The sequence below is a fragment of the Fibrella aquatica genome (assembly GCF_041321135.1).
GTDB lineage: Bacteria > Bacteroidota > Bacteroidia > Cytophagales > Spirosomataceae > Fibrella > Fibrella aquatica.
Genome location: NZ_JBGGWF010000001.1, coordinates 792,554 through 814,227, shown reverse-complemented (window position 1 = coordinate 814,227; position 21,674 = coordinate 792,554). Strand labels below are relative to the sequence as shown.

Annotated in this window: 17 protein-coding genes; 7 read left to right on the top strand and 10 right to left on the bottom strand. The window is 52.6% G+C overall.

All coding sequences use genetic code 11. From position 1 onward, the window contains the following. Positions 1-96: 96 nt before the first annotated feature. The gene (locus ACAW87_RS03055; RefSeq protein ID WP_370721670.1) at positions 97-4,110 is read left to right on the top strand and encodes an AAA domain-containing protein; all 4,014 of its coding nucleotides are present in this window, start codon (positions 97-99) and stop codon (positions 4,108-4,110) included. 11 nt (positions 4,111-4,121) lie between these two features. Here ACAW87_RS03055 and xrtN read toward each other — a convergent pair whose 3' ends face one another. The 6 genes from xrtN to ACAW87_RS03025 all read right to left on the bottom strand — a co-directional run bounded on the left by xrtN (position 4,122) and on the right by ACAW87_RS03025 (position 10,257). Continuing rightward, the gene (gene xrtN, locus ACAW87_RS03050) at positions 4,122-5,195 is read right to left on the bottom strand and encodes an exosortase N (RefSeq protein ID WP_370721669.1); all 1,074 of its coding nucleotides are present in this window, start codon (positions 5,193-5,195) and stop codon (positions 4,122-4,124) included. A gap of 92 nt (positions 5,196-5,287) precedes the next feature. Then, complete coding sequence (locus tag ACAW87_RS03045; protein WP_370721668.1) at positions 5,288-7,927, bottom strand: XrtN-dependent VIT domain-containing protein; 2,640 nt, start codon at positions 7,925-7,927, stop codon at positions 5,288-5,290. 113 nt (positions 7,928-8,040) lie between these two features. Next, positions 8,041-8,343, bottom strand: coding sequence for a winged helix-turn-helix domain-containing protein (locus ACAW87_RS03040; RefSeq protein WP_370721667.1), 303 nt, complete (start codon positions 8,341-8,343; stop codon positions 8,041-8,043). Next, positions 8,340-9,017 carry a hypothetical protein gene (locus ACAW87_RS03035; RefSeq protein ID WP_370721666.1) on the bottom strand — a complete coding sequence of 226 codons (678 nt, stop codon included), beginning with the start codon at positions 9,015-9,017 and terminating at the stop codon, positions 8,340-8,342. Before ACAW87_RS03035 ends, ACAW87_RS03040 begins: the two co-directional genes overlap by 4 nt. A gap of 93 nt (positions 9,018-9,110) precedes the next feature. Then, positions 9,111-9,482, bottom strand: coding sequence for a diacylglycerol kinase (locus ACAW87_RS03030; RefSeq protein WP_370721665.1), 372 nt, complete (start codon positions 9,480-9,482; stop codon positions 9,111-9,113). Between the two features lie 52 nt (positions 9,483-9,534). Further along, on the bottom strand, positions 9,535-10,257 hold the full coding sequence (locus ACAW87_RS03025; protein ID WP_370721664.1) for a DUF1361 domain-containing protein: 723 nt from the start codon (positions 10,255-10,257) through the stop codon (positions 9,535-9,537). Positions 10,258-10,503: 246 nt separating this feature from the next. On the opposite strand from ACAW87_RS03025, the gene ACAW87_RS03020 reads away from it, so the two are divergent. Continuing rightward, positions 10,504-11,748 carry an MFS transporter gene (locus tag ACAW87_RS03020; protein ID WP_370721663.1) on the top strand — a complete coding sequence of 415 codons (1,245 nt, stop codon included), beginning with the start codon at positions 10,504-10,506 and terminating at the stop codon, positions 11,746-11,748. 70 nt (positions 11,749-11,818) lie between these two features. Here the strand turns inward: ACAW87_RS03020 and ACAW87_RS03015 are convergent, their stop codons facing one another. The 4 genes from ACAW87_RS03015 to ACAW87_RS03000 form a co-directional block, all read right to left on the bottom strand. Continuing rightward, positions 11,819-12,544, bottom strand: a complete 726-nt coding sequence (locus tag ACAW87_RS03015; protein ID WP_370721662.1) for a carboxypeptidase-like regulatory domain-containing protein — start codon at positions 12,542-12,544, stop codon at positions 11,819-11,821. A gap of 220 nt (positions 12,545-12,764) precedes the next feature. After that, a complete protein-coding gene (locus ACAW87_RS03010; RefSeq protein ID WP_370721661.1) occupies positions 12,765-13,598 on the bottom strand; it encodes a phosphatidate cytidylyltransferase in 834 nt (277 codons plus the stop codon). Next, positions 13,579-13,794, bottom strand: coding sequence for a putative signal transducing protein (locus ACAW87_RS03005; protein WP_370721660.1), 216 nt, complete (start codon positions 13,792-13,794; stop codon positions 13,579-13,581). The genes ACAW87_RS03010 and ACAW87_RS03005 overlap by 20 nt, the downstream gene beginning before the upstream one ends. Positions 13,795-13,891: 97 nt before the next feature. Next, a complete protein-coding gene (locus tag ACAW87_RS03000) occupies positions 13,892-14,836 on the bottom strand; it encodes a CPBP family intramembrane glutamic endopeptidase (RefSeq protein ID WP_370721659.1) in 945 nt (314 codons plus the stop codon). A 75-nt stretch (positions 14,837-14,911) separates the two neighbouring features. Between ACAW87_RS03000 and ACAW87_RS02995 the strand changes: the two genes are divergently transcribed. From ACAW87_RS02995 to ACAW87_RS02975, 5 genes are all read left to right on the top strand, one after another. Continuing rightward, the gene (locus tag ACAW87_RS02995; RefSeq protein ID WP_370721658.1) at positions 14,912-15,691 is read left to right on the top strand and encodes a tyrosine-protein phosphatase; all 780 of its coding nucleotides are present in this window, start codon (positions 14,912-14,914) and stop codon (positions 15,689-15,691) included. Between the two features lie 113 nt (positions 15,692-15,804). Next, on the top strand, positions 15,805-17,079 hold the full coding sequence (locus tag ACAW87_RS02990) for a nucleotide sugar dehydrogenase (RefSeq protein WP_370721863.1): 1,275 nt from the start codon (positions 15,805-15,807) through the stop codon (positions 17,077-17,079). 27 nt (positions 17,080-17,106) lie between these two features. Beyond that, complete coding sequence (locus ACAW87_RS02985) at positions 17,107-17,949, top strand: polysaccharide biosynthesis/export family protein (RefSeq protein ID WP_370721657.1); 843 nt, start codon at positions 17,107-17,109, stop codon at positions 17,947-17,949. A 137-nt stretch (positions 17,950-18,086) separates the two neighbouring features. Continuing rightward, entirely contained in the window at positions 18,087-20,471 is a 2,385-nt protein-coding gene (locus ACAW87_RS02980) for a GumC family protein (protein WP_370721656.1), read from the top strand. After that, a complete protein-coding gene (locus ACAW87_RS02975) occupies positions 20,468-21,670 on the top strand; it encodes a glycosyltransferase (protein ID WP_370721655.1) in 1,203 nt (400 codons plus the stop codon). Before ACAW87_RS02980 ends, ACAW87_RS02975 begins: the two co-directional genes overlap by 4 nt. Positions 21,671-21,674 lie beyond the last annotated feature (4 nt).

Genomic DNA, 21,674 nt, shown 5'->3' with positions numbered 1-21,674 from the left:
TTACGAGGTACGATTTACGATGTAGCGCTGCTAAATTATAGTTGCTTATCGGGCAGAGCTACATCGTAAATCGTACTTCGTAAATCGTAATTCGTAATGCATTTTTCTGCCACCGTTCTTAAAACATACCGTCGTCGCCTCACGAACCTGAGCAGCCGCAACCGGTCGCTGTTGCTGAGCAGTCTGCCCGTCGATCAATTTGTTGACCTGCACGACGCCGATTTTCGCCTTAACAAATCATCGTTCGAGTTGGTGGTGGGGCTAATGGCCCGGAAAAATCACGTTCCTATCTGTGCCATTTCCGATCCGCGCGACGAACGCACCAACACGCTTAGCAAACGCCTTCGCCGACTGTCGCGTACCGAACGGTTCATTGAAGAAGAACGCGGTACCGAAGACCTGTACGTAGGCTGGCCGTTTGTTCGCGGTCGATTCAACGATGGCACGCCCGTTCATGGCCCGCTTCTCTTTTTCCCGGTTCATCTGACTACCGAAGGCAACGAATGGCGACTGGAACGGCGGGGCGACGTACCGGTAGTATTCAACCAGTCGATGGGCTTGGCCTACAGTTATTTCAACGGCATAAAACTAGCCGACGAATGGCTCGATCCTGATTTTGACGGCTTCGATAAAGACCCGCTTTCATTTCGGATGCAGTTGTACGACTGGCTGAAGAGCAGTCCGTTCGAGGTGAACTTCAACACGCAGAACTTCACTAACCTGTTGTTGCCATTCGACAAACAGTCGGCCAAATCATTAACCCAACTGGAAGGCGTTGGCGAACTAAAACTAGTTCCCGAAGCAGTCTTAGGCATTTTCCCCCAAGCCGGTTCGTTTCTGGTACCTGATTATGATAGGTTGTTGGAGAAGGGGGAAGAAGGGGAGGAAGGGGAAGAAGGGGAAGAAAGGGACGAGAGGGACGAGAGGGAGGGAGAGGATAAATCCTCTTCGTCCCCTTCGTCCCTTTCTTCCCCCTCCTCCCTTTCCCCCCTCTCCTCCCTTTCTTCCCCCTCCTCCCCCCTAAAAGAATCCTCTCTTCTCCTGCCCCTCCCCGTCGATGCGTCGCAGGAAGCGGCTATTCGGGCCGTAAAAGCGGGACAGTCGGTGGTGGTGCAGGGGCCGCCGGGAACGGGGAAGTCGCAGCTGATTGCTAACCTGATGGCCGATGCCGCCGCTCAGGGTAAGCGGGTGTTGCTGGTGTGTCAGAAACGCGCCGCCCTCGATGTAGTGTATCAACGGCTGAAACAAGTGGGCATGGACGCCTTTGCGGCGCTGGTCCATGATTTTCAGGACGACAGAAAGCCGCTCTACGCCCAGCTTGCCGCCCAGATCGACGCCGTGGAAGGGTATCGGCAGCAGAACAACGGCCTCGATGCCGTCTTACTGGAGCGTGAATTCGATAGCGAAAGCCGCCGGATCGATGTGCTGGTGGGCGAGCTACAGACCTTCAAAACCGCCCTGTTCGATACGTCGATCTGCGGGGTGTCGGTGAAGGAGTTGTACCTGACTAGCAATCCTAACCTGCCCGGCCCAAACCTGACCGATTGCTACCGGGCCTTTCGGTTCGATTCACTAGGTCCGTTCCGCGATCAGTTGGGTAATTACCTGGCCTATAATGACCGGATTGGCCCCGATCATCCGTTTGCCGATCGGGTTAGCTTTGCCCTATTTAACGGGCAAGACCTGGTTGAACTTCGGGAAACGATTGAGGAAGCGGCACAGGAATTACCGCCCCTGCTTGACCGGGCAGGTACGTTGGTTGGACAAGCTGTTTCCTGGACGGAGCTGATGAGCCAATACGCACCGAACCGTACCGAGCTCGACGCGCTGGCGCAGGCTGTAAGCGACCCGCTGGTGTGGGCCGTACTGACCCGTATAGCCATAGGCGCGCTTCCCGACAATGCGGTTGCTACGTTTGCGCAAGACAAAGCTGACCTAAGCCAGATTGAAGCGCGCGGCATGCTGTTAACGGCCGAAACCAATGGCCTGACCGACCGGCTTAAACAGGGCATTACCGCCCGGCAATCGGTATTCAACTGGCTGTTTTACAAGGACAAAACGTACCTGAGCACACTGGCGCAAGAACACGCACTGGGTACGTCGCTGGCCGATCTGCAGCAACTCGAAGCGCGCTGGATAAACCGCCAATCATGGGAAGCGCGGGCCGCCGAAACCGGGCAACAATTTGCCGGAACAGCTATTGTAAGTCAAACGCCGACCCAGACAACACAAGCCTTGGAAACGCTGGAAACGGCCGTTTCGCACGCTCAGGACCTCTGGGTACGTCTCCGTGACCAGTTTCCAACGCTGTGTCGATTGATTGCTACCGAAACTTCCGGCGCTTCATTTGGCCAACGGCTGATGGACATCCGGTTTCTGCTGGCCGATGTAGTTGCCCGCCAAACCCGATGGCAAACGTACCTGACGGCGGGGCAATTAGCCGCCCTCGCCGTCGACCCGCAGACGTACAAAGCATCGCTGCTGGCGGCCGTACGTACGGATGCGGATAACCTGATTGAGATGGATCGAATCTGGGCTTCGTTTACGGCACCAGAACGTACGGCGGCTAAACGAATAACCAGCGTAGCCGACTTCGACAATGCGTTGCGCCTGGCCTGGATCGACGACATTGAGCGGCAACACCCAGAACTACGCTGCGTTTCGTCGTTGAAAATGGTGCAGAATGAAGCGGCGCTTCAATACAGCATTCGGCAGAAACAGGCGCTTACTCATGCCATTCTAGGGCTGAAACTGCGCGAACAAACGTATCAGGAGTTGGTGGTTAATCGGCTCAACAACCTGGTCAGCTACCGCGAGTTGCGGCATCAGGTGACGAAAAAACGGAGCATCTGGCCCATCCGTAAACTGATGGAGCAGCATGCCGATGAGGTGTTTCGGCTGGTTCCCTGCTGGATGGCGTCGCCTGAGTCGGTATCGACGCTATTCCCGATGCAGGAAGGTCTGTTCGATCTGGTCATTTTCGACGAAGCCTCGCAGTGTTTTGCCGAAAATGGCCTGCCCGCCATGCTTCGCGGCCAGCAGGTGGTAGTCACCGGCGATAGTAAGCAACTTCGCCCCAGCGACCTGTACCGCGCCCGGTTCGACACCGATGAGCCAGACGCGCCAGAGGAGGAAGATACAACCTCGACGGTGATGCTGGAGGTGGAATCATTACTCGATCTGGCGGCGCAATACCTGCCTCAGGTGTCGCTGACGGGACACTACCGCAGCCGGAGCCTAGACCTGATTGCGTTTTCGAATGAGCATTTTTACAACAACATGCTCACGCTTCTTCCCGATTTTGCGGACGTGAACAACCCCGAACCGGGCATCCGCTACATGAACGTGAAGGGCACGTGGCTTAACAACACGAATCCGGTTGAAGCCACCGCCGTATTGACGTTGATCGATCAGCTTCAGGGCGAGTTACCCGGCCGTTCAATTGGGGTAGTCACGTTTAATTTTCAGCAACAACAGTTTATTCAGGAACTGCTGGAAGACAAAACCGCTACCAGAGGTACCCCGCTCGGAAGTGAGGTCCGGTTTGTGAAGAATATCGAGAATGTACAGGGCGATGAATGCGACGTGATCATCTTTTCGGTAGGGTACGCGCCCGACGAACGGGGTAAACTGTCGGCGCAGTTCGGGAGCCTGAACATGCAGGGTGGCGAGAACCGCCTTAACGTAGCCGTGACCCGCGCCCGCGAACGTACCTACCTGATCACCAGCGTAAACCCGGATCAATTATCGGTAGAAAACACAGCCAATGAAGGCCCGCGCATGCTGAAAGCTTACCTGCAATATGCCCTCGACGTGTCGCAGGGGCGGTTTACACCACAGCCACGCAAGGTAACGGGTATACAGGCAGGCGGTCTGCTGAAAAACGTGCTGACAACCGCCCACCCAACCTGGCGTCCCGAATTACCGTTCGCCGACCTGACCATCCGCGACGGTAGCCAGTATCAGGGGCTGGTCCTCACCGACGACGATCAGTATTTTCAGCAAACACCCAAAGAGGCTCACGCTTATCGCCCCTTTGCCCTGACCAATCGTCATTGGCCGTTCCAACGCAAGTGGAGCCGCGAAATCTGGACAGGAAAGGAGGCGTAAGGCATTTTCTGTCAGAAGCCCCGTTGCCATGCTTTTACGGCAGCGGGCAACGTGCCTGGATCAGCAACGGTTACGTTGATCAGGGCAAAGACGGGTTCGCCCCGCAACATCCGACTCCGCACGTCTAGCTGACCAATGCTGCGGTGTTGTCCGTTGGTGAACCACCAGGCCGTTTGTAACCGCTGATGCCCTTTTCGTAGTTCGCCCCTGTAAACACGCTGACCGGCAACAGTCACCTCATGCACCTGTCGGAGCGTGTAGCCCTGCCCTTTCCAGCAAACGGCGGGGCTGTGTTCGGCACTGTACCAGTCGGGAAGCGGTTTTACGTAGATTAACTGACCGGGGCGGCTGTATTGAACGAAATCGAACAACGTGACTTGCCGAACGTACCCAGCCCGCGGCGGAACCGGATACCGTTGACTGGACGGCCGTATGAACGCAACGCAGAACGTACCCACGAATAAAAGTGCCATACCAGTTTTCCAGTTGATCACCCGCGCAAGTCGTTCCTGTAGCTTGTCGGGCTGGCCATAGCGGGTAAGTAGCCAGCGAGCCAGCCACCAGAGCGGCAACCAGGCATAAACAAGCACACAACATAGCCCAACCAGTTCGTGGAGCGGGTGGTCGGGCCCAAGGTTGAACAGGACTAGAAAAACAATCCGGATCAGGTTGCTAAGTATCGTCAGGGTCAGGGCCACAAAGCCGTAGGTCAGCACCCAACCTGTTGCCAGTGTGCGTAGTTGCCGCCGTTCATAGGCTAGCAACCAGAAAACGGCCAGCAGCAGCGTCAGCCCGGTCATGCGTAAGCCCATGCAGGCCGGATCAACGGCCATTTCCTGACCGTGTAGAATCAGCAGATTTCCTTCCGTTTGTACGGGAACGCCCACCCCACGAAGCATCTGCCCGGCCCAGTCGCTCAATCGTAACCGAACAGCAAAGCCGAATACGGTTTCAACGTACCTGAGCAACGGCGACAGCAGCAAAAGTGTAAGCAACCGAAGCAACCACACAACCCGATTGGGCTGACCCGGCCACATGGCAAATACGATCAGCGCAGTAGTTAGAATGAGCAGAAGGTCAGGCATTTATTAAGTTGATTTGCTGTACAATGATTGGTGTGTTGCTTCGCGCGTCGTACCCTAACTAACAGTAGTTTACCAAAGAATCTGGCACAACCTCATACCATGAGCCGGGGGCGGATGTAGAACCAGCCAACCAGCAGCGCAATGATCAGCATCATCGCCCATTCGTGGGGCTCGGGTACAGAACCATCCTGCTTCAGCGTTGCGTTATCGAGCCCGTTGTTATCCGCTTTGATGCCAAAACGGTCGTAATCGTGCTGCGTTTCCAGCACAACCAGACTCGACACGGGCGACACCACATGCCCTGCCTGTGCCAAACCGGCCAGCGTTTCGTTATTCCGATACGCTTTGTCGAAATACTGACGGCCCACCCGCTGCATGAGTTGGTTGTAGGTAAACAACCGAAGCAGATGATCGGGCGCCATACCAGCCGCCTGCGGGCTACCTGACTCGACGGGCGTTTCCCGAATCACCACGCCGGTTTCGGCAATGACTACCCGATAGGCGGTTTCTGGTTTCGTGGAGAACGTATGCGCTTTCATGAGCCGCTCTGTGTAGTCACTGCTACTACCCCACTGCACGTTCAGCACCCGCAGTTCCTGAAGCGATTGCAGATAGGGCGAGAGTTGATTCGTGGCATTGTCTGACAAACAGAACGTTCGGATTGGCTCACGCAATGTTGCCATTGTCGACAAGCGATCAGCGAACGGACTTCCCTGCAAATCACTCAGCGCGGGGCCCAGCGTGCCTTTAGTAACCAACAGGGCCGTAGCGGGCTGGCTAATGCGATAGACCGGAAACAGACTAAAACGCTGCTCCGCCAACCGATCATACGTTGCCTGAAGGGCGCCTGTCGTCAGTTGTTGAAGTCCGTCGTCGAACACCCAGACAATCGCCGTTTTTTGCCGACTGGCCGCCAGGAAAGCAGTTTTAAACTCCTCAAATGTCCAGGCAGCGTTTACATCCAGATACACGTTGACTGGCGTAAACGATTCATGCTGTGGCGTATAGGCCGCCATGCTGTATTGTTTCCCATCTAACCGAAATGGCTCAGCGGCAAGCGGCGGTGCGTCCATTTGTACAGACCAATCAGGTTTGTATGACTGATACTGCGTGAGTGCACGATTTACCAACGAACCTGATAGGCCGGTCATCACGAGTGCCGTTGGTTCACGGTCGAAGGTCAGTTTTAACGTTTCGTCGGCTCCACTGGCGTTAGGGCCCTCGAACCAGGGGTTCAGGTACGTTAATTTTTCACCATCGAAGCGGAGGGGTGACGTGATACCGATTTTCAGCTGTCGATTGCCCCCTGCCGGTACCGGAAATACCCGAACCGTTACGCGGTTTCCTTCCTGCCACGTCACAACCGACGGGTCGCGGGACGATATCCTGCTTTCGACACCAACCACCTGTGCATAGGCCGAATCGGCTTTGGCCTGCGTGGTTAATCGTGCCGGTTCTTCGCGGCCATTCACCCACAGCGATAACGCCGACACAGCCGACCCTTCGGGCAGGTGAAACGTGTAGAGCGCCTCCCGATCGCCCCACTGCGCCGCACTCTTAACCCAGATCGTTTTTTCGGTATAACTCAGCCGATACTGCGGCCAGATACGTACCTGCGTGGTCAGTTGCGACGTAGTCAGATTCCGGCCACTCCAGAATTTGCTCTCGGTACCATAGTGCTGTTGACTCACCGTCCGTAGCAACTTCGTTCGTTCGTCGGCCGTGACAGCCTGAACCGGAAACAGATTCTGGGCAATAACCACCAGTGGATCGTGCAACCGCACATCGTCGAGGGCCGTTAGCTCGCTGAACGAGCGGCCCCAGGGTTCTGTTCCGTACACCAGTCCTACTTTTAGCATGCGGTCAGTCAGTGGGCCAGGTGTTAATTTCTGCGCCATTTGTACCCAATCGGGCAGGTCACTGGTTTGGCGCAGCGCCGAGTCCATACGTACCTGATTCAGGCGCTCGCTGGTACGGTACCACGCAAACAGGAACAGGAGCAATAGCGAGACTGACATCGCCAGCCCCGTAAGCACTGCACTACGCAGGTACGTTTGCTCTCGGGCAGCTACCCATAGCTGTCGACCTGTCACAATGGCCAGTAACGCCGGTATAAACGTATGGAACGAGATGCCCAGCACAAACATGCCCGGAATGCTAATCGGATACAGCGACGCTACGTAAACAGCCTGATACAGAAACAGCAGAAAAGCACCCGTCAGGCCGGTGTAAAGCAGTTGCTGTGCCCAGCGCGGCATCATATCGGCCCAGGTATGAAGCACCATCAAAGCACCACTGCCCACAATTATCCAGCACAGCCAGGGCATTGACTGCTCAAAGACAGCCATCTGCCGGTTCAGGGCAAAGGCGCTCAGGTACCAAATTAGCAACGATATCCAGGTTGCCGCCTGCTGCCGCCGGTCGTTTCGCACCAGATAGGCAACACCACCACTCGCAACGACCAATAGCCCAAAAATCACGGTGGCGACATAGTGGATGCCAAACCAGATCATCCCATCCGGCTCACGAGATGGACCGCTTGCCCGCCAGTCATGCGCCAGAAAAACGCTACCAGAAAAAACCAGCAGCAGGATTCCGGTCTGGAAAACAGAGTTCTCGAAGGGCGACTTCCAGGTGGTCAGAAAATCACTCCGGGTGCCCGGCAGCGGGCTTAGCGGTGATTGCGGCACCTGTGTGTCAGGTACGTTGGTTAGGCTAAATGTGGTATCCATAAAGTACTTTGTTTTTCAAAGTGAAAAGACGTGAACGCACACGAAAAAGGGCTGACTGCTACTACATCAACACCACACTTAATATTAACTAACTAATTATCAGCAAGCTAACCTCAGATAGCTCCCCGAATGAAGGCTTCGAGGGCGTTGAGGTGATCGGTGAATGCCTGTTTACCAGACTCGGTAGCCAGGTACGTTGTGTTGGGTCGCCGACCAACGAACTGTTTCTGAACCAGTACGTAATTCTGTTCTTCCAATGCCCGCAGGTGGGTAGCCAGGTTACCGTCGGTAAGGCCAAGTAACTCTTTCAATTCGTTAAAACTGACCGCGTCGTTTACCATCAGCACCGACATGATGCTGAGGCGGGCTTTACTTTCGAAAGCCTTATTGAAACGGGACAGCACATCGTTTGTCATACAGTTGACTGGGCGTTTACAGACTGACCGTTCGTGGGGCGATCATATTTAAGCCACATCATGGTGCCGTATACCACGTGTAGTACGCCAAAACCAATAGTCCAGGCCAACAGGCTGTAGCCCGTCAGGAAGAGTGATGATAGGCCAAGGACTATTTCGCAGAAGCCTAGGTACTCCAGATCGCGGTAGGTGTAGCGGCTGGCGTTGAGTAATGTCAGGCCGTAAAAAGTAAGCATGGTGGGGCAAACCAGCCAGAACAGTTGGTGGTAGATCAGGCCGATGCAGAAAATGCCCGCTGCCACCAACGGCACCGCCAGTGCCCAGATCATCCGCCGCGAGGCCGCCGTCCAGATACTCAGGCCCTGCCGACGGGCTTTCCGGGACGTGAAGTACCAGGCTGCTAACAAAGCCAGGGACAGCACAATCGCGGCGTCGACAGCCAGAAAGTCGATCAACTCCCGTTGCGACATGGGCGTGAGTGACTGGTAATGTCCCGAATCGAAGACGGTAAACCAGCCTTTCCGAAACCGCAGATAGGCTACCAGCGCCCCACCCAGCGCGATGATTCCCACCGACACGCCCGACAGGCCGCTCAACGACAGGAACTTGGTCGACCGCTCCATGAGACCACGGATCTCGGTCAGGGTTTGTAGATGTTCGCGCGACTCGGTCATAGTATTGAAAATGGGTACGCTGATTTAAGGGATTAAACCGATTAACACGGGTTTTTAGGTAGTGAGATGGCAGGAATATGCTAAATAGAGCGATTAAAACGGATTGAGGGCAAGTAGTTTGGGCACAAAGATAACCAGCCCAACCACCAGTGCCACGATAGCTACGATCAGCACCGCCCCGGAGGATAGGTCTTTGGCCACCCGGATCAGGGGGTCGCGCTCAGTAGTGACCCGATCAGCCAGCTTTTCGATCGCCGTATTGAACCCTTCGGCCGCCATAACGAGGCCAATCTGGGTAATCACCATGGCCCATTCCATAGCTGAAAGTCCTAGCCAGTAACCCGCCCCTATTACCAGCACAGCTGCCAGCAGATGGATTTTGGCATTATTCTCGAACCGGAACAGATCGATAATTCCCTGCACGGCAAAGCGGATACTTCGAAAAAATTTAAAGACGTCGATCATTGTTGGGTAGCTGTCAATTCGCTCGTTGTCATGCCTTATTCAGACCGCAAACTTACCGACGGGAAACTACTGACATTGTATTGTCAACGTATATGTAAAACGCAACATACAGCGTGGCAAGCGCGAACCCGTAGGTCAACGCCACTTTTTGAGCCAGCGGATTATGCATTGACGCCCACAAGCTACGGGTAAGAATCATAGGTTCGGTGACTATGCTCCAGCTATTCCAGCGAATGTAGCGCCCTAGATAGATACCAAAGCCAGCCAATCCCTGACAGGCCAGAACCAGTGCCCAGGCGGTGAGCGAATCGGTTAGGGTGCGCAATGTACGGTGGGCAAGCAAGGTACTGTAGAGCCCCGCCAAAAGGCCGGTCAGCGCACCAATAAAGATCATCAGCGTGTCGAACCAGACCAGTTCATGGTCGGTCATGCGCAGGTGAAAAAGATCGGTGATGATGTAGGGCGCGTTGGGCATAAACAGCAGCCAGCCACCCATCATCAGCCACGATACGGACAGGTTTAGCCGCCCTCGGCCCAGCAAACCCGACTGACGCAGATCGCGAAGCACCAGCATGATGCCCAGCGGAAACCAGGCCAGAAACAGGTTCCACATCAAGAACATGAAGAACCACCAATTACCGGTCAGTGCCCCGCGGGTAGTGACCAGAACGAAACTCACCCCCGTCAGTAGGGTCAGGGCCATAAGCCCCTTCCCGGTTGACGGTGTTACGGTGGGTAGAGTACGCTCTACCAAAAACTTAGTCGGATAAAGCATTGTGCTGAAAGTACTTTGAGTTACAAAGTAAATAGATTTCACTTTGTAACTCAAAGTGAAATGAGAAATAAATAATAATGATTGATTGAACGGTAGTTTCAAGCCTACTGTCGAAACCGACATTACGTTGAAATCGTCATTCGTGAGCGACTTGTTAATCTGGACAACGAAACGGCTGAGTAGATGCGGCCATTTACAAGCTCATTGACTACTAACCTTCTTCACTCTGCCGTTTCAGTAATCCGTATGCACTCTGCTTCCCCCACCCCTACCCTTCGTGCGGTGCTCACCTTACCCGTGCTGGTGGCCGCATTAGGCTATTTTGTTGATGTTTACGACCTGCTGCTGTTCAATATTGTCCGCGTACCCAGCCTGACCGAACTCGGTTTGTCTGAGAAAGATGTCTCGCTTGTTGGTGGCCGGATCTACAATTTCCAACAGGCTGGCTTACTGCTGGGTGGTATTTTGTGGGGTATTCTGGGCGATAAACGGGGGCGGTTATCCGTCTTGTTCGGGAGTATCATCACCTATTCGCTGGCCAATCTGGCGTGTGGCATGGTTCAATCAGCCGATACGTATGCCTGGCTTCGGTTTCTGGCGGGGCTGGGCCTGGCGGGCGAACTGGGTGCAGGCATTACGCTGGTGAGCGAAGTGTTGCCCAGACACCTGCGCGGCTATGGCTCATCGGTAGTTGCCAGTGTTGGCTTATTGGGCGCCGTGGCCGCTTTTCTGACGGTGCAGGTAACCGGTAACTGGCGACTAACGTACCTGATTGGCGGCGGACTTGGACTAGCTTTATTACTGCTCCGGATCGGTGTACTCGAATCAGGCATGTATAAGGGCGTGGTTCAGTCGGAGGTTCGGCGGGGGAACTTCGGGGCTTTCTTTACCAAGCGTGACCGATTTCTGCGGTATCTGCGCTGCATGGGCATCTCGCTTCCCACCTACTTCATCATTGGCTTGCTGGCCACGTTTGGCAACGAATTTGGTAAGGCGCTGGGCATCGACGAACCTATTTTCCCCGGCAAATGCGTCATGTACACCTACATTGGTATGGCGGCAGGCGATCTCTTCAGCGGCTTTTTCAGTCAGTGGTTACGATCACGGAGAGCAGCCATTGGCTGGATGATGGCTTTCACGGCGGCCTTTGTCGTACTTTTCTTATCAGGAGCCGTCAATTCAGCCACAGTGTTCTACCTCATCTGCGGCTGCATGGGCTTTGGCATCGGGTACATCGCCATGTTCCTGACCATCACGGCCGAAAGCTTCGGCACCAACCTACGCGCCACGGCAACCACCTCCGTGGCTAACAATGTGAGGGCCACTACCCTGCTCAGCATTCCGGCTTATCAGTATCTGAAAACGATACCAGCTCTAGGCACGCTTGGCTCGGCCGCACTCGTTGGCCTCGTCTGCTTCGCTATAGGCGCCTGGTCGTTATGGGCCATCGGCGAAACCTACGGGAAGGAGCTGGATTACGTGGAGAGTTAAGGGTTAAGAATTAAGAGTTGGCTCTGCTCAGGTACGTTCCTAAGCAGAGCCAACTCTTAATTCTTAACCCTTAATTACTAAGAATCTGATCGCGGCGGATGTTTTCGGCGGGTGCGCCGTTGAGGCCCTGTCGGTATTCTTTGGTCTTAAAATCACCCCGTTTTACCGACTTGATAAAGTTGGCCCAGGCAAAGGGGTTCAGGAATGGGAACGTGGTAACCGAGCCGCGATTGGCAAACGACTCCCGACCCAAAAATTGCTGATTCATAAAGTACTGATGGTTCGACAATGCACCCATCGGTGTAGCGGCCATAGCACGCAACAGCGCCTGTGGGTCGGTATTTCGGGCCAGCGCATCACGATCGCGCTGATCGGGCAACTTCATATTAATCAATGCCTGCTTGAATAATTCTTCGGTTGGATACGGGTACACCTTTACTTCCGAGAGCAACTTCACGTCTTCCTGCAACGCCACAACCGCCGAGTACGTAGGCTCTGTAAGGCGGCGGGGAATAATATGATACTGCGTTTTATAGCCCACATAGCTAAAAATCACACTATCGCCGGGATAAACGGGCAACGCAAAATAGCCGTTGGTAGCCGACAGTACACCCTTTCCTGCACGGGGAATGAAGATGCGGGCCAGCGGCAGCGGTTCATTGTTTTGCCCCCCTGTTATTATACCTGTAAACGTAATCTGAGCCCCCTGCCCCTGCGCCAGACCATCGGTGGTCAGACAGAAAAGAAGGGCCACAAGGCCAGCCCACGCACTGTATTGTTTGATCAATCGATTCATATCGGAAGGGGAAAGGCAACCTACCCAACAAAATTAACAGTTTACCGGCGGGAGGTTGACAAGAAGACCCCTATTTTGAACAGGGGGTTGTTGCAGGTATTAACAAAGTAATAGGCCCTACGGTTGCAACAGGCTGGTCAGCACCAGAATTTAACGAATATTAATACCAATCGTAGACAAACCTATAAGGTTTTTAAAAACCTTATAGGTTTAAGATGGCCTATGCAAACAGCTTCAGAAAAGTCAGAATAAATGGTGCGGCCAGCAACAGTCCATCGAACCGGTCGAGGAAGCCGCCATGACCGGGGATACTGGTTCCCGAATCTTTGATGGCAATGCTCCGCTTAAAGAGCGACTCTACCAGGTCGCCATACGTACCTGTGACTACAATGATAGCGCCGATGCAATACCATAACCAAGGATCGAGCACAGGGGCATACCACGTAAGTGCCAGGGCCACAATGCCTGCTGCTACGGCACCACCAATACTCCCCTCCCACGATTTTTTAGGCGATACCCGCTCAAAAAGTTTTCGTTTTCCAAACTTCGTACCGGCAAAATAAGCGCCGATATCCGAAGCCCACAGCAGGAACAGACAGCCCAGAATAACATCGGGCTCATACGTACCTGTACGAAGCGCCAGCACGTTGAGCAGGGCAAAAGGAACGCCCACGTAGATGATACCCAGAAACGTGAAACCGATGTTGGTGAACGGTTTCATGTCTTTCTTTTTATACAGTTTAATCAGAAAAATCATCGACGACGCCGGGCTAATGAGGTAGTAGGCCGATTCGGCTACGTAGTTCATTTCGACCAGAAACGTCAATATACTGACCAAACAACCTACTACCGTTCCGTAGTAAGTCAGTGGCTGATTGCCATCGAGACCGAGCAGCCGGTAGAACTCGATTTGCGCCAAAGCGCTGATAACCAGAAATAACAGCGCAAACGTATACACGCTGTAACTGATGCAAAAAAGAATGACGGCTACGCCGAAAATAGCCGCGATAACGCGCTGCTGTAGGTTGGATAGCTCAGCTAATCGTTGTCTCATTATCTAAAATTATACGGGCTATAATAGCATCTTTCGTTGGGACGTACACCTCGTAATTACCAAACAGTTCGGGGTACGAACTGCTTTGTTTATTGATAATTACGGCATCGATGTCGTTTTCAACAAGCTGCGCTTTTGCCAGTTCGGCCTGATACGCTTGCTTCGTCATCAGCACTTTTTCCCAGTCTGTTGTCATAAGTCAGTTATCAGTTATCAATTATCAGTAAACAGTTATCAGGGTTGCAAGGACTACGAACTTGATTGTCCTAAGCAACGCTGATAACTGTTTACTGTTAACTGATAACTGATCGATTCATTCGTTTAAAATAGAGCAATGCGGCCACCGACACAGCCGTGCCCAGTAAAGCCGTTGATAGCGGGACCGATTCGGTATTGTCGATATCGATGGTTGTTAATTGACGCTGATGTAGAAAAATGAGTACCACCGTAAATCCGTTATTGACAAAGTGGGCCAGAATTGGTGCCCATAAGTTACCAGACCAAATATAGAGATAACCGAATAGAGCCCCCAGCAACATACGCGGCACAAAGCCGTAGAACTGAAGGTGTATAGCACTAAACAAAGCCGCCGCCAACCAGATCCCTACGTGTATGTTACCAGTCCAGACAATAAATTTTCGTTGCAATACGCCCCTAAACAGCACCTCTTCGCCCATTGCCGGCACAACCGCGATTGTCACCACAGCCATCAACAGTTGCGGAACGGTGGTGAAGGTGGTCAGAAATTTAGTGAGTTCGGCCATTTGGTCTTCTTTGGCGCGCATCCAGCGTTCCAGCGGGGCCAGCGACTCAGGAAGTTTAAGCATCTGGTTCAGCTCGATGATGAGCCCGTTGACAGGCATGAAGGCAATGGTAAGCACCACAACCAGCCCCCAGCCAGCAACCCGGTGAACAGGCTGACCATTAAAATCGTTAATTCCTCGCTTGTCTATGAAGTACCAGTAAAAAAGCGCAGGGAGCAGAAACGTACAGATGTGACTCAGCAACTGTACCATCATCAGCAACCACCAGCCATTGGGAATAGTTGTTGGGTTTTGAAGCAACTCCGTGACACTATTGACCGTACCACCCGTTGCCACCGCTTGTGCCCCAATAACCCCGGCTGCGGCAAGGGCACCAAGGGTCATACCCAGCATGATGAATCCAAACAGCAGGAACATCGAACGCAACGGTTGCGGCTCCGGGGTCAATGGGTAAGGCGCTCGTAGTTCTCTCATAGTTTTTACAAAAATAGGCTAGCTTTCCCAGACAATTGACCCAAATTTGTAACCCACCGATACTCAATTATTCCTTTGGCTTCATTCTGGCAAACATTCACAAACCGGCTGAAACAAGCTTCTTCTACGGCGCAACCCGTTAAGGCGGGGTACGTTATAGAGATGCACAGTCACCTTCTACCCGATGTAGATGATGGCATTCGAACGACCGACGACGCCCTGACCTGCCTGCGTCAGTTTGCCAAGTGGGGTATTCAACATGTAGTGACTACCCCGCATATTAGTCAGGATATGTACCCAAATACATCTGATTTACTGCGCAATGTAGCCGCAGAACTACGTACTCAGCTTGAAACCGAACAAATTCCCCTGACCTTCGACGTTGCTGCCGAGTACATGGTCGATGAATTGTTTGTGAAGCGATTACAGGAAAATGACCTGCTTTCGTTTGGCGCTGAGCGGTATGTACTCATCGAAACGGGCTGGGCAAGCCTACCCCGGCAACTCAACACCTGGACTTTTCAAATGCAGGTGCAGGGTTACAAACCCATTTTGGCCCACCCGGAACGCTACCCTTATTTTCGGGGAAAAACCGAGTCACTGGCCGAGCTTCGCCAACAAGGTTGTCTGTTGCAGCTCAATTTAATGTCGCTTGCTGGCCGATACGGGGCAGAAGCACGTCGAATGGCACAGGCGCTCATTCAAAACGGTCTGGTCGACTTTGTCTCATCAGACCTGCACCACCCCCGCGATTTACCCATCCTCGAGAAAGCCATGCAAACAGCTGATTATCAAGCACTATGCCAGTTACCTCTCTGTATTCCCACGTTCGAGGGCGGGCCGTCTGCTCTATAAACCAGGTCGGATAGGCCTTCCAACTGGGTGATAGCCAACATATTTATAGACTGGGCTCTATATTTACGGCTAGTTCCGAGAAACCCTATCCCCATCCACTTTCATTGATCCCAATTACCACCCCACTCGCCAGTTCTCCGCGCATAGGTATCATTGGGTTGGGCTATGTGGGCCTTCCGCTTGCCCTTGAATTTGGCAAAATATGGCCGACCACAGGCTACGACCTTAACACAACCCGGGTTGCCGAGTTAAACCAACACACCGACCGGACACGCGAAATAGAAACAGACGCATTTCTGGCCAGTCAGTATGTTTCGTTTAGTAGTGAGGCCAGCGATTTGGCCCATTGCACAGTGTACGTTGTAACCGTACCAACACCCATCGACAAATATAAACGGCCTGACCTTTCGGCCTTGCTGGCAGCCTCGAAACAGGTGGGAACGTACCTGAAACAAGGCGACGTGGTCATCTACGAGTCAACCGTGTATCCGGGATGTACTGAAGAAGACTGCGTTCCGGTGCTTGAGCGCGTCAGCGGCCTTCGCTACAACATCGACTTTTTCTGTGGATACTCACCCGAACGCATCAGTCCCGGCAATAAAGAACGTACCCTGGTCAATATTTTGAAAATCACGTCTGGTTCTACGCCCGAAACAGCGCAGTTCGTGGATCAGCTTTACGGGAAAATCATTCTGGCGGGTACCCATCGGGCCCCGTCTATCAAAGTAGCAGAGGCGGCCAAAGCCATTGAAAATGCCCAGCGCGACATCAACATTTCGTTTGTTAACGAACTGGCACTCATCTTCGACCGGCTCGATATCGACACCATGGACGTGCTGGAGGCTGCGGGTACCAAATGGAATTTTCTGAAGTTCAGGCCCGGTTTGGTGGGGGGGCATTGTATCAGCGTTGATCCATACTATTTAGCCCATAAAGCGCAGAGTGTAGGGTATCATCCACAGGTAATACTCTCAGGCAGAAGGGTCAACGACGACATGCCGATCTACGTAGCTAACAAACTGATCAAAGCCATGATTAAGGCAGGTAGCCCCATTGCCGGTGCCAGCGTGTTGCTGTTAGGTATTACCTTTAAGGAAAATTGCCCCGATATACGGAATACCAAGGTGGCCGACATCTACCACGAACTTACTGACTTCGGCGTCGATGTAACGGTTTATGACCCCTGGGCCAATGCCGTTGACGTAGCCAATGAGTATCAGATTAACCTTGCCAATAGTCCTGATGGCGCTTATGACGGAATTATTCTGGCGGTAGCTCATGATGAATTTGAGCAGTTGACCATTCCCTCATTGTGCCGCAACGATAAAGCCATTGTGTACGACCTTAAATCTGTGTTAGATCGAAGCATCGTATCTATACGAATCTAGTTTTTCATTTACTCAACTTCTCTATATATGCAATTCAACAACATTTCCGCTTTCGCCTTACTCACTGCCCTGCTTCTCACGGGCTTGTCAGAATCAACCAACGCTCAGTCGAAAAAACGGCGCGACGACATTACCTACTTTCAGGACCTCGCGCCTTCCGACACATCCATGCGTATTAGCACCGGGCCAAACGGCACCGTTTCTGGCCCTTACGTTTACCGGTTACAACCGGGCGACATTCTGGCCATTGCCGTTTCCAGCCTGAACACCGAGGCCGATGTGGCCTTCAACCCCTTTGCCCGTACAGGATTCACGCTTTCATCGGGCGCCAACAACTCGCAGGAAAACAACAATCTTCCGATTGGCTACCGGGTTAGCGAAACGGGCCTGATCAATTTCCCCAAGTTGGGCACCGTACGCGTTGAGGGGAAAACCCTCTCGGGACTAGAAACGATGCTCCGCGATACGCTTCGCCAATACCTGCGCGAACCGTTTGTGTCGGCCCGCTTGCTGAATTTCAAAATATCAGTGATGGGCGAGGTCAATCGGCCGTCGGTGTACACGGTACAGAACGAAAAAATTACCCTGACCGAAGCCATTAGCCTGGCCGGTGACCTCACCGTATACGGGAAACGAGATAATGTGATGATCATTCGGGAAACTGCCGGGCAACGCGAGTTTCTACGGGTAGACCTCACCCAACGCAACACCTTCTCGTCGGAGGCCTATTACCTAAAGCCCAACGACGTTATTTACGTAGAGCCAAAAAGTAGCAAAAAAGTACAGGCAAGCCGTACCCTCCCTATTCTTCCATCTATACTTGGCGGTTTAACCCTATTGGCCACAATCGTATTGAATCTGGTTCGATAACAAATAAGGCCAATAATACTAACCGGCGTGTATAAGTCAAAACACTTATACAAGCCGGTTTTTCATTTCGTCGCTGTCTGAGTATTAATTTGCAACTTGCGGTAGCAGAGTACGACTATAGCTTGTAGCATCAACGAATGACAGCACCTGAAAAAACAGCATCCGGTCAGCCTGGGCAGGAATACATTAAATTTCTGGTAACGAAGTACCTCCGTAACTGGCACTGGTTTGGGTTGTCACTGACCATCAGTCTTGTGAGTATGTTTACTTATCTCACTACCCTGAAATATTCGTACAGCGCCCAGGCCAGTATTCTGATCAAAGAAGAAGACAGCATGGGCGGTTCGTCTAAGCAGGCCCTGATGGAGGAACTGGATATGTTCGGTTCTAAAAAACAGGTGGAGAATGAGATTGAGGTGCTTAAATCGTATAAACTGGCCAAAAAAGTAGTCGACGATCTGGGCCTCGACATTGTTTATTCGTACAAAGACCGGTGGCGGGTGCGTGATATTTACCGCGACGCCCCCATTGTGGTCAAGGTGCTGAAGCCAACAGAAGCAGCGTACGACATACCGGTCAACGTAACCATGGCCGCCGACAAAGCCATCATTGGGGGCGTATCTTGTCCGTTTGGGCAGGCTACACAGTCGCCCCTGGGGCTGGTGATGGTCACCAGGCGCGACAGCGTAACGAAGCAGCACCGCGATATCATCGTTACCATGGAGCACCACGACGATGTGATTAAATCGTTTACGAAACGGTTACGCGTGTCGCAGCCTAACAAATCAGCCTCGGTGCTTTTCCTGACTATGGAAGACAATGCCCCCGACCGGGCCGAGATATTTCTGAACCGGTTGATTTACCTCTACGAACTCTCTTCATTACAAGACAAAAACCGCGTTGCCGCCAACACACTGCGTTTCGTTGAAGACAGATTAGGCATTATTTCCCGCGAGTTGACCTCGGTTGAAGGTGATATTCAACGCTACAAAACCAATTCGGGCATTGTAGACCTCAGTTCAGAATCGACGCTTTTTCTGGATAAAGTAAAAGAAAACGACGCCCAGTTAAGTCAGGTAACCATTCAGCTGGGTACGTTGACAGAGATAGAAACCTATCTGGCCAGCAAAAGTGGGAACCGCGTGGTTTCACCATCCACGGTAGGCCTGGAAAGCCCCACCCTAACGGCCCTCATCGGTAACTTAATGGACCTGGAAGGGCAACGCGAAAAACTGATTCGGACAGTGCCCGAGAAATCTGTTCCGATCGAAACGATTGACGATCAGATTAGGAATACCAAACGCAACATTGCCGACAATGTGCAGACCCTACGCCGCATTCTGACGAATACGCAGGGCAGTTTACAAACGACCAACAAACGGATCGAATCGACCATACGCACGATTCCGCTCAAAGAACGGCAGCTACTCGACATATCCCGGCAGGCCAGCATTAAGGGTAATCTGTATACGTACCTGCTGCAAAAGCGCGAGGAAACAGCCATGTCGTTTGCCTCCACCATATCAGACCTGCGCGTTATCGATGACGCCAAGGCCGATCCTTTGCCGGTAAAACCGGTCAGACGTAACTACTACCTGGTTGCCATCCTGATAGGTTTGTTACTCCCAGTACTGGTGTTGTGGCTGATCGACTATTTTAACAACAAGATCAGCCGAAAATCGCAGATTGAAGAGGCCACTAATACGCCCATCATTGGTGAGATTATTCAGTCAGACTCAACCGAATCGCCATTGGAAATGACCGTTAAAAGCCGGTCGCTGCTGTCTGAGCAAATTCGAGCGTTGCGCACCAACATCCAGTTTTTCAACCCCGATACGGGCACTAAACAAACCATTCTGATTACGTCGAGTATCAGTGGCGAAGGCAAGTCGTTCATCTCCCTCAACCTTGCCGCCAGTTTAGCTATTGCCGACAAGAAAGTGGTCATACTGGAGTTGGATATGCGGAAACCGAAACTGCATCGGTACATCAAAGAAACCAGTCCGCAGGGTTTGTCCAGCTACCTCTCCGGACAGGCCACACTCGACGAAATCATCAAACCGGTGCCGGGCTACGATTCCCTGTTTTTCATTCCCTGCGGCATCATTCCACCCAACCCATCTGAGTTGATCAGCGGCGAAAAAATGCGTTATCTGTTCGAGAATCTGCACGAACATTTCGACATTGTCATTGCCGATACGCCCCCCGTTGGCCTGGTAACCGACGCCAACATTCTGGCCAAATATGCCAGCATGACCCTCTACATTGTACGGCATCTGTACACAAGCAAGGGATTTCTTAAGACTATCGACACCCTGTACCGGGAAAAGCGCTTTCCGAATATGTGTCTGGTAATCAACGGTATAGACGTACAGAAAGATTACGAGTACAACTACGGATACGGCTACGACGCGGGCTACGGCTATATGTACCGCTCTACCTACGGAGGCGAAGAAGGCAAATCAGAGCCAAAACGCGTTGCCAAGAAAGGCCTGGGATTTGATTGGTGGAACAGGAAATGAACACGACACCAGTTGGCCGAAAAAGGGCGAAACCGTTTCTGATCATCAACTCGCATCCAGTGCAATACTTTGCTCCCCTTTACAGGCAAATGGCCGCCGATTCTTCCATCGACATGAAGGTGCTTTACTGTTCCAGACATGGACTTGATGGCGAACTCGACCAGCAGTTTGGCACGTCGGTGCAATGGGATATTCCGTTGTTGACCGGCTATTCCCACGAATTTATCAGCAACCAATCGCCCGCTCCGTCGATCTATACTTTCTGGGGTTTACTAAACTTTTCAGTGATCGGGCACTTGTGGCGTGCGCCCAAAAGTGTGGTGATCATACACGGATGGGCCTATGCCGTATGCTGGCTAACCCTTGTTTTTGCCCGACTGTTTGGGCATACCGTTTGCCTTCGTGGCGAGAGTCCATTGCGCCTCGAACAAACAAAAAGTAAGGCAAGCCGCCGGGTACGTCGGCTCATTCTTGGTCATGGCTTATTTAAGCTCGTGCATTATTTCGCGTATATCGGCCAGCAGAATTACCAGTTTTACCGGTACATGGGCGTTCAGGACAGTCAGCTACTATTCTGCCCTTATTCAGTTGACAACGATCGTTTCCAGCAACAAGCGGCCATACTTTGCCCACAGCGTACCTCATTGCGCCAGCGTCTGCAACTGCCGGAAAACGCTTTTGTGGTGCTCAGTTCGGGTAAATACACCGCTAAAAAACGCCCCCTAGACATTCTGAAAGCGATTGCCGAACTGAAACAACCCAACCTGGCAGCTGTTTTGGTTGGCGACGGCTCACTACGCCCCGAACTCAACGACTTTATTGCCCGGAACGATCTCAGGCATATCAGCCTCACGGGCTTCATCAATCAGTCGGCCATCAGCGAGTATTACGCCGCCGCCGATGCGTATGTGATGTGCTCGACAGAAGAAGAAACCTGGGGACTGTCGACCAACGAAGCCATGAATTTTGGTTTACCCATTGTGCTCTACGACACCGTTGGCTGTACTGATGATCTATTGGCCGACGGAGAAAATGGCTTTAAAGTCGCCTTTGCCAATACGGCTGGACTAGCCGCTGCTTTTCAGACACTGGCCAGTATGTCGCTGGGTCAACGCCGACAAATGGGTCGTGCGTCACTAGACCGCGTCAGCGGGTACAGTTACGCGAACGTTATCGAATCGTTAAAAGCCATTGCCTAACGCC

Excerpts from the sequence above, each read along its gene's own strand:
- ACAW87_RS03055 (WP_370721670.1), top strand. The coding sequence starts at position 97 with ATGCATTTTTCTGCCACCGTTCTTAAAACATACCGTCGTCGCCTCACG.
- xrtN (WP_370721669.1), bottom strand. The coding sequence starts at position 5,195 with ATGCCTGACCTTCTGCTCATTCTAACTACTGCGCTGATCGTATTTGCC.
- ACAW87_RS03045 (WP_370721668.1), bottom strand. The coding sequence starts at position 7,927 with ATGGATACCACATTTAGCCTAACCAACGTACCTGACACACAGGTGCCG.
- ACAW87_RS03040 (WP_370721667.1), bottom strand. The coding sequence starts at position 8,343 with ATGACAAACGATGTGCTGTCCCGTTTCAATAAGGCTTTCGAAAGTAAA.
- ACAW87_RS03035 (WP_370721666.1), bottom strand. The coding sequence starts at position 9,017 with ATGACCGAGTCGCGCGAACATCTACAAACCCTGACCGAGATCCGTGGT.
- ACAW87_RS03030 (WP_370721665.1), bottom strand. The coding sequence starts at position 9,482 with ATGATCGACGTCTTTAAATTTTTTCGAAGTATCCGCTTTGCCGTGCAG.
- ACAW87_RS03025 (WP_370721664.1), bottom strand. The coding sequence starts at position 10,257 with ATGCTTTATCCGACTAAGTTTTTGGTAGAGCGTACTCTACCCACCGTA.
- ACAW87_RS03020 (WP_370721663.1), top strand. The coding sequence starts at position 10,504 with ATGCACTCTGCTTCCCCCACCCCTACCCTTCGTGCGGTGCTCACCTTA.
- ACAW87_RS03015 (WP_370721662.1), bottom strand. The coding sequence starts at position 12,544 with ATGAATCGATTGATCAAACAATACAGTGCGTGGGCTGGCCTTGTGGCC.
- ACAW87_RS03010 (WP_370721661.1), bottom strand. The coding sequence starts at position 13,598 with ATGAGACAACGATTAGCTGAGCTATCCAACCTACAGCAGCGCGTTATC.
- ACAW87_RS03005 (WP_370721660.1), bottom strand. The coding sequence starts at position 13,794 with ATGACAACAGACTGGGAAAAAGTGCTGATGACGAAGCAAGCGTATCAG.
- ACAW87_RS03000 (WP_370721659.1), bottom strand. The coding sequence starts at position 14,836 with ATGAGAGAACTACGAGCGCCTTACCCATTGACCCCGGAGCCGCAACCG.
- ACAW87_RS02985 (WP_370721657.1), top strand. The coding sequence starts at position 17,107 with ATGCAATTCAACAACATTTCCGCTTTCGCCTTACTCACTGCCCTGCTT.
- ACAW87_RS02980 (WP_370721656.1), top strand. The coding sequence starts at position 18,087 with ATGACAGCACCTGAAAAAACAGCATCCGGTCAGCCTGGGCAGGAATAC.
- ACAW87_RS02975 (WP_370721655.1), top strand. The coding sequence starts at position 20,468 with ATGAACACGACACCAGTTGGCCGAAAAAGGGCGAAACCGTTTCTGATC.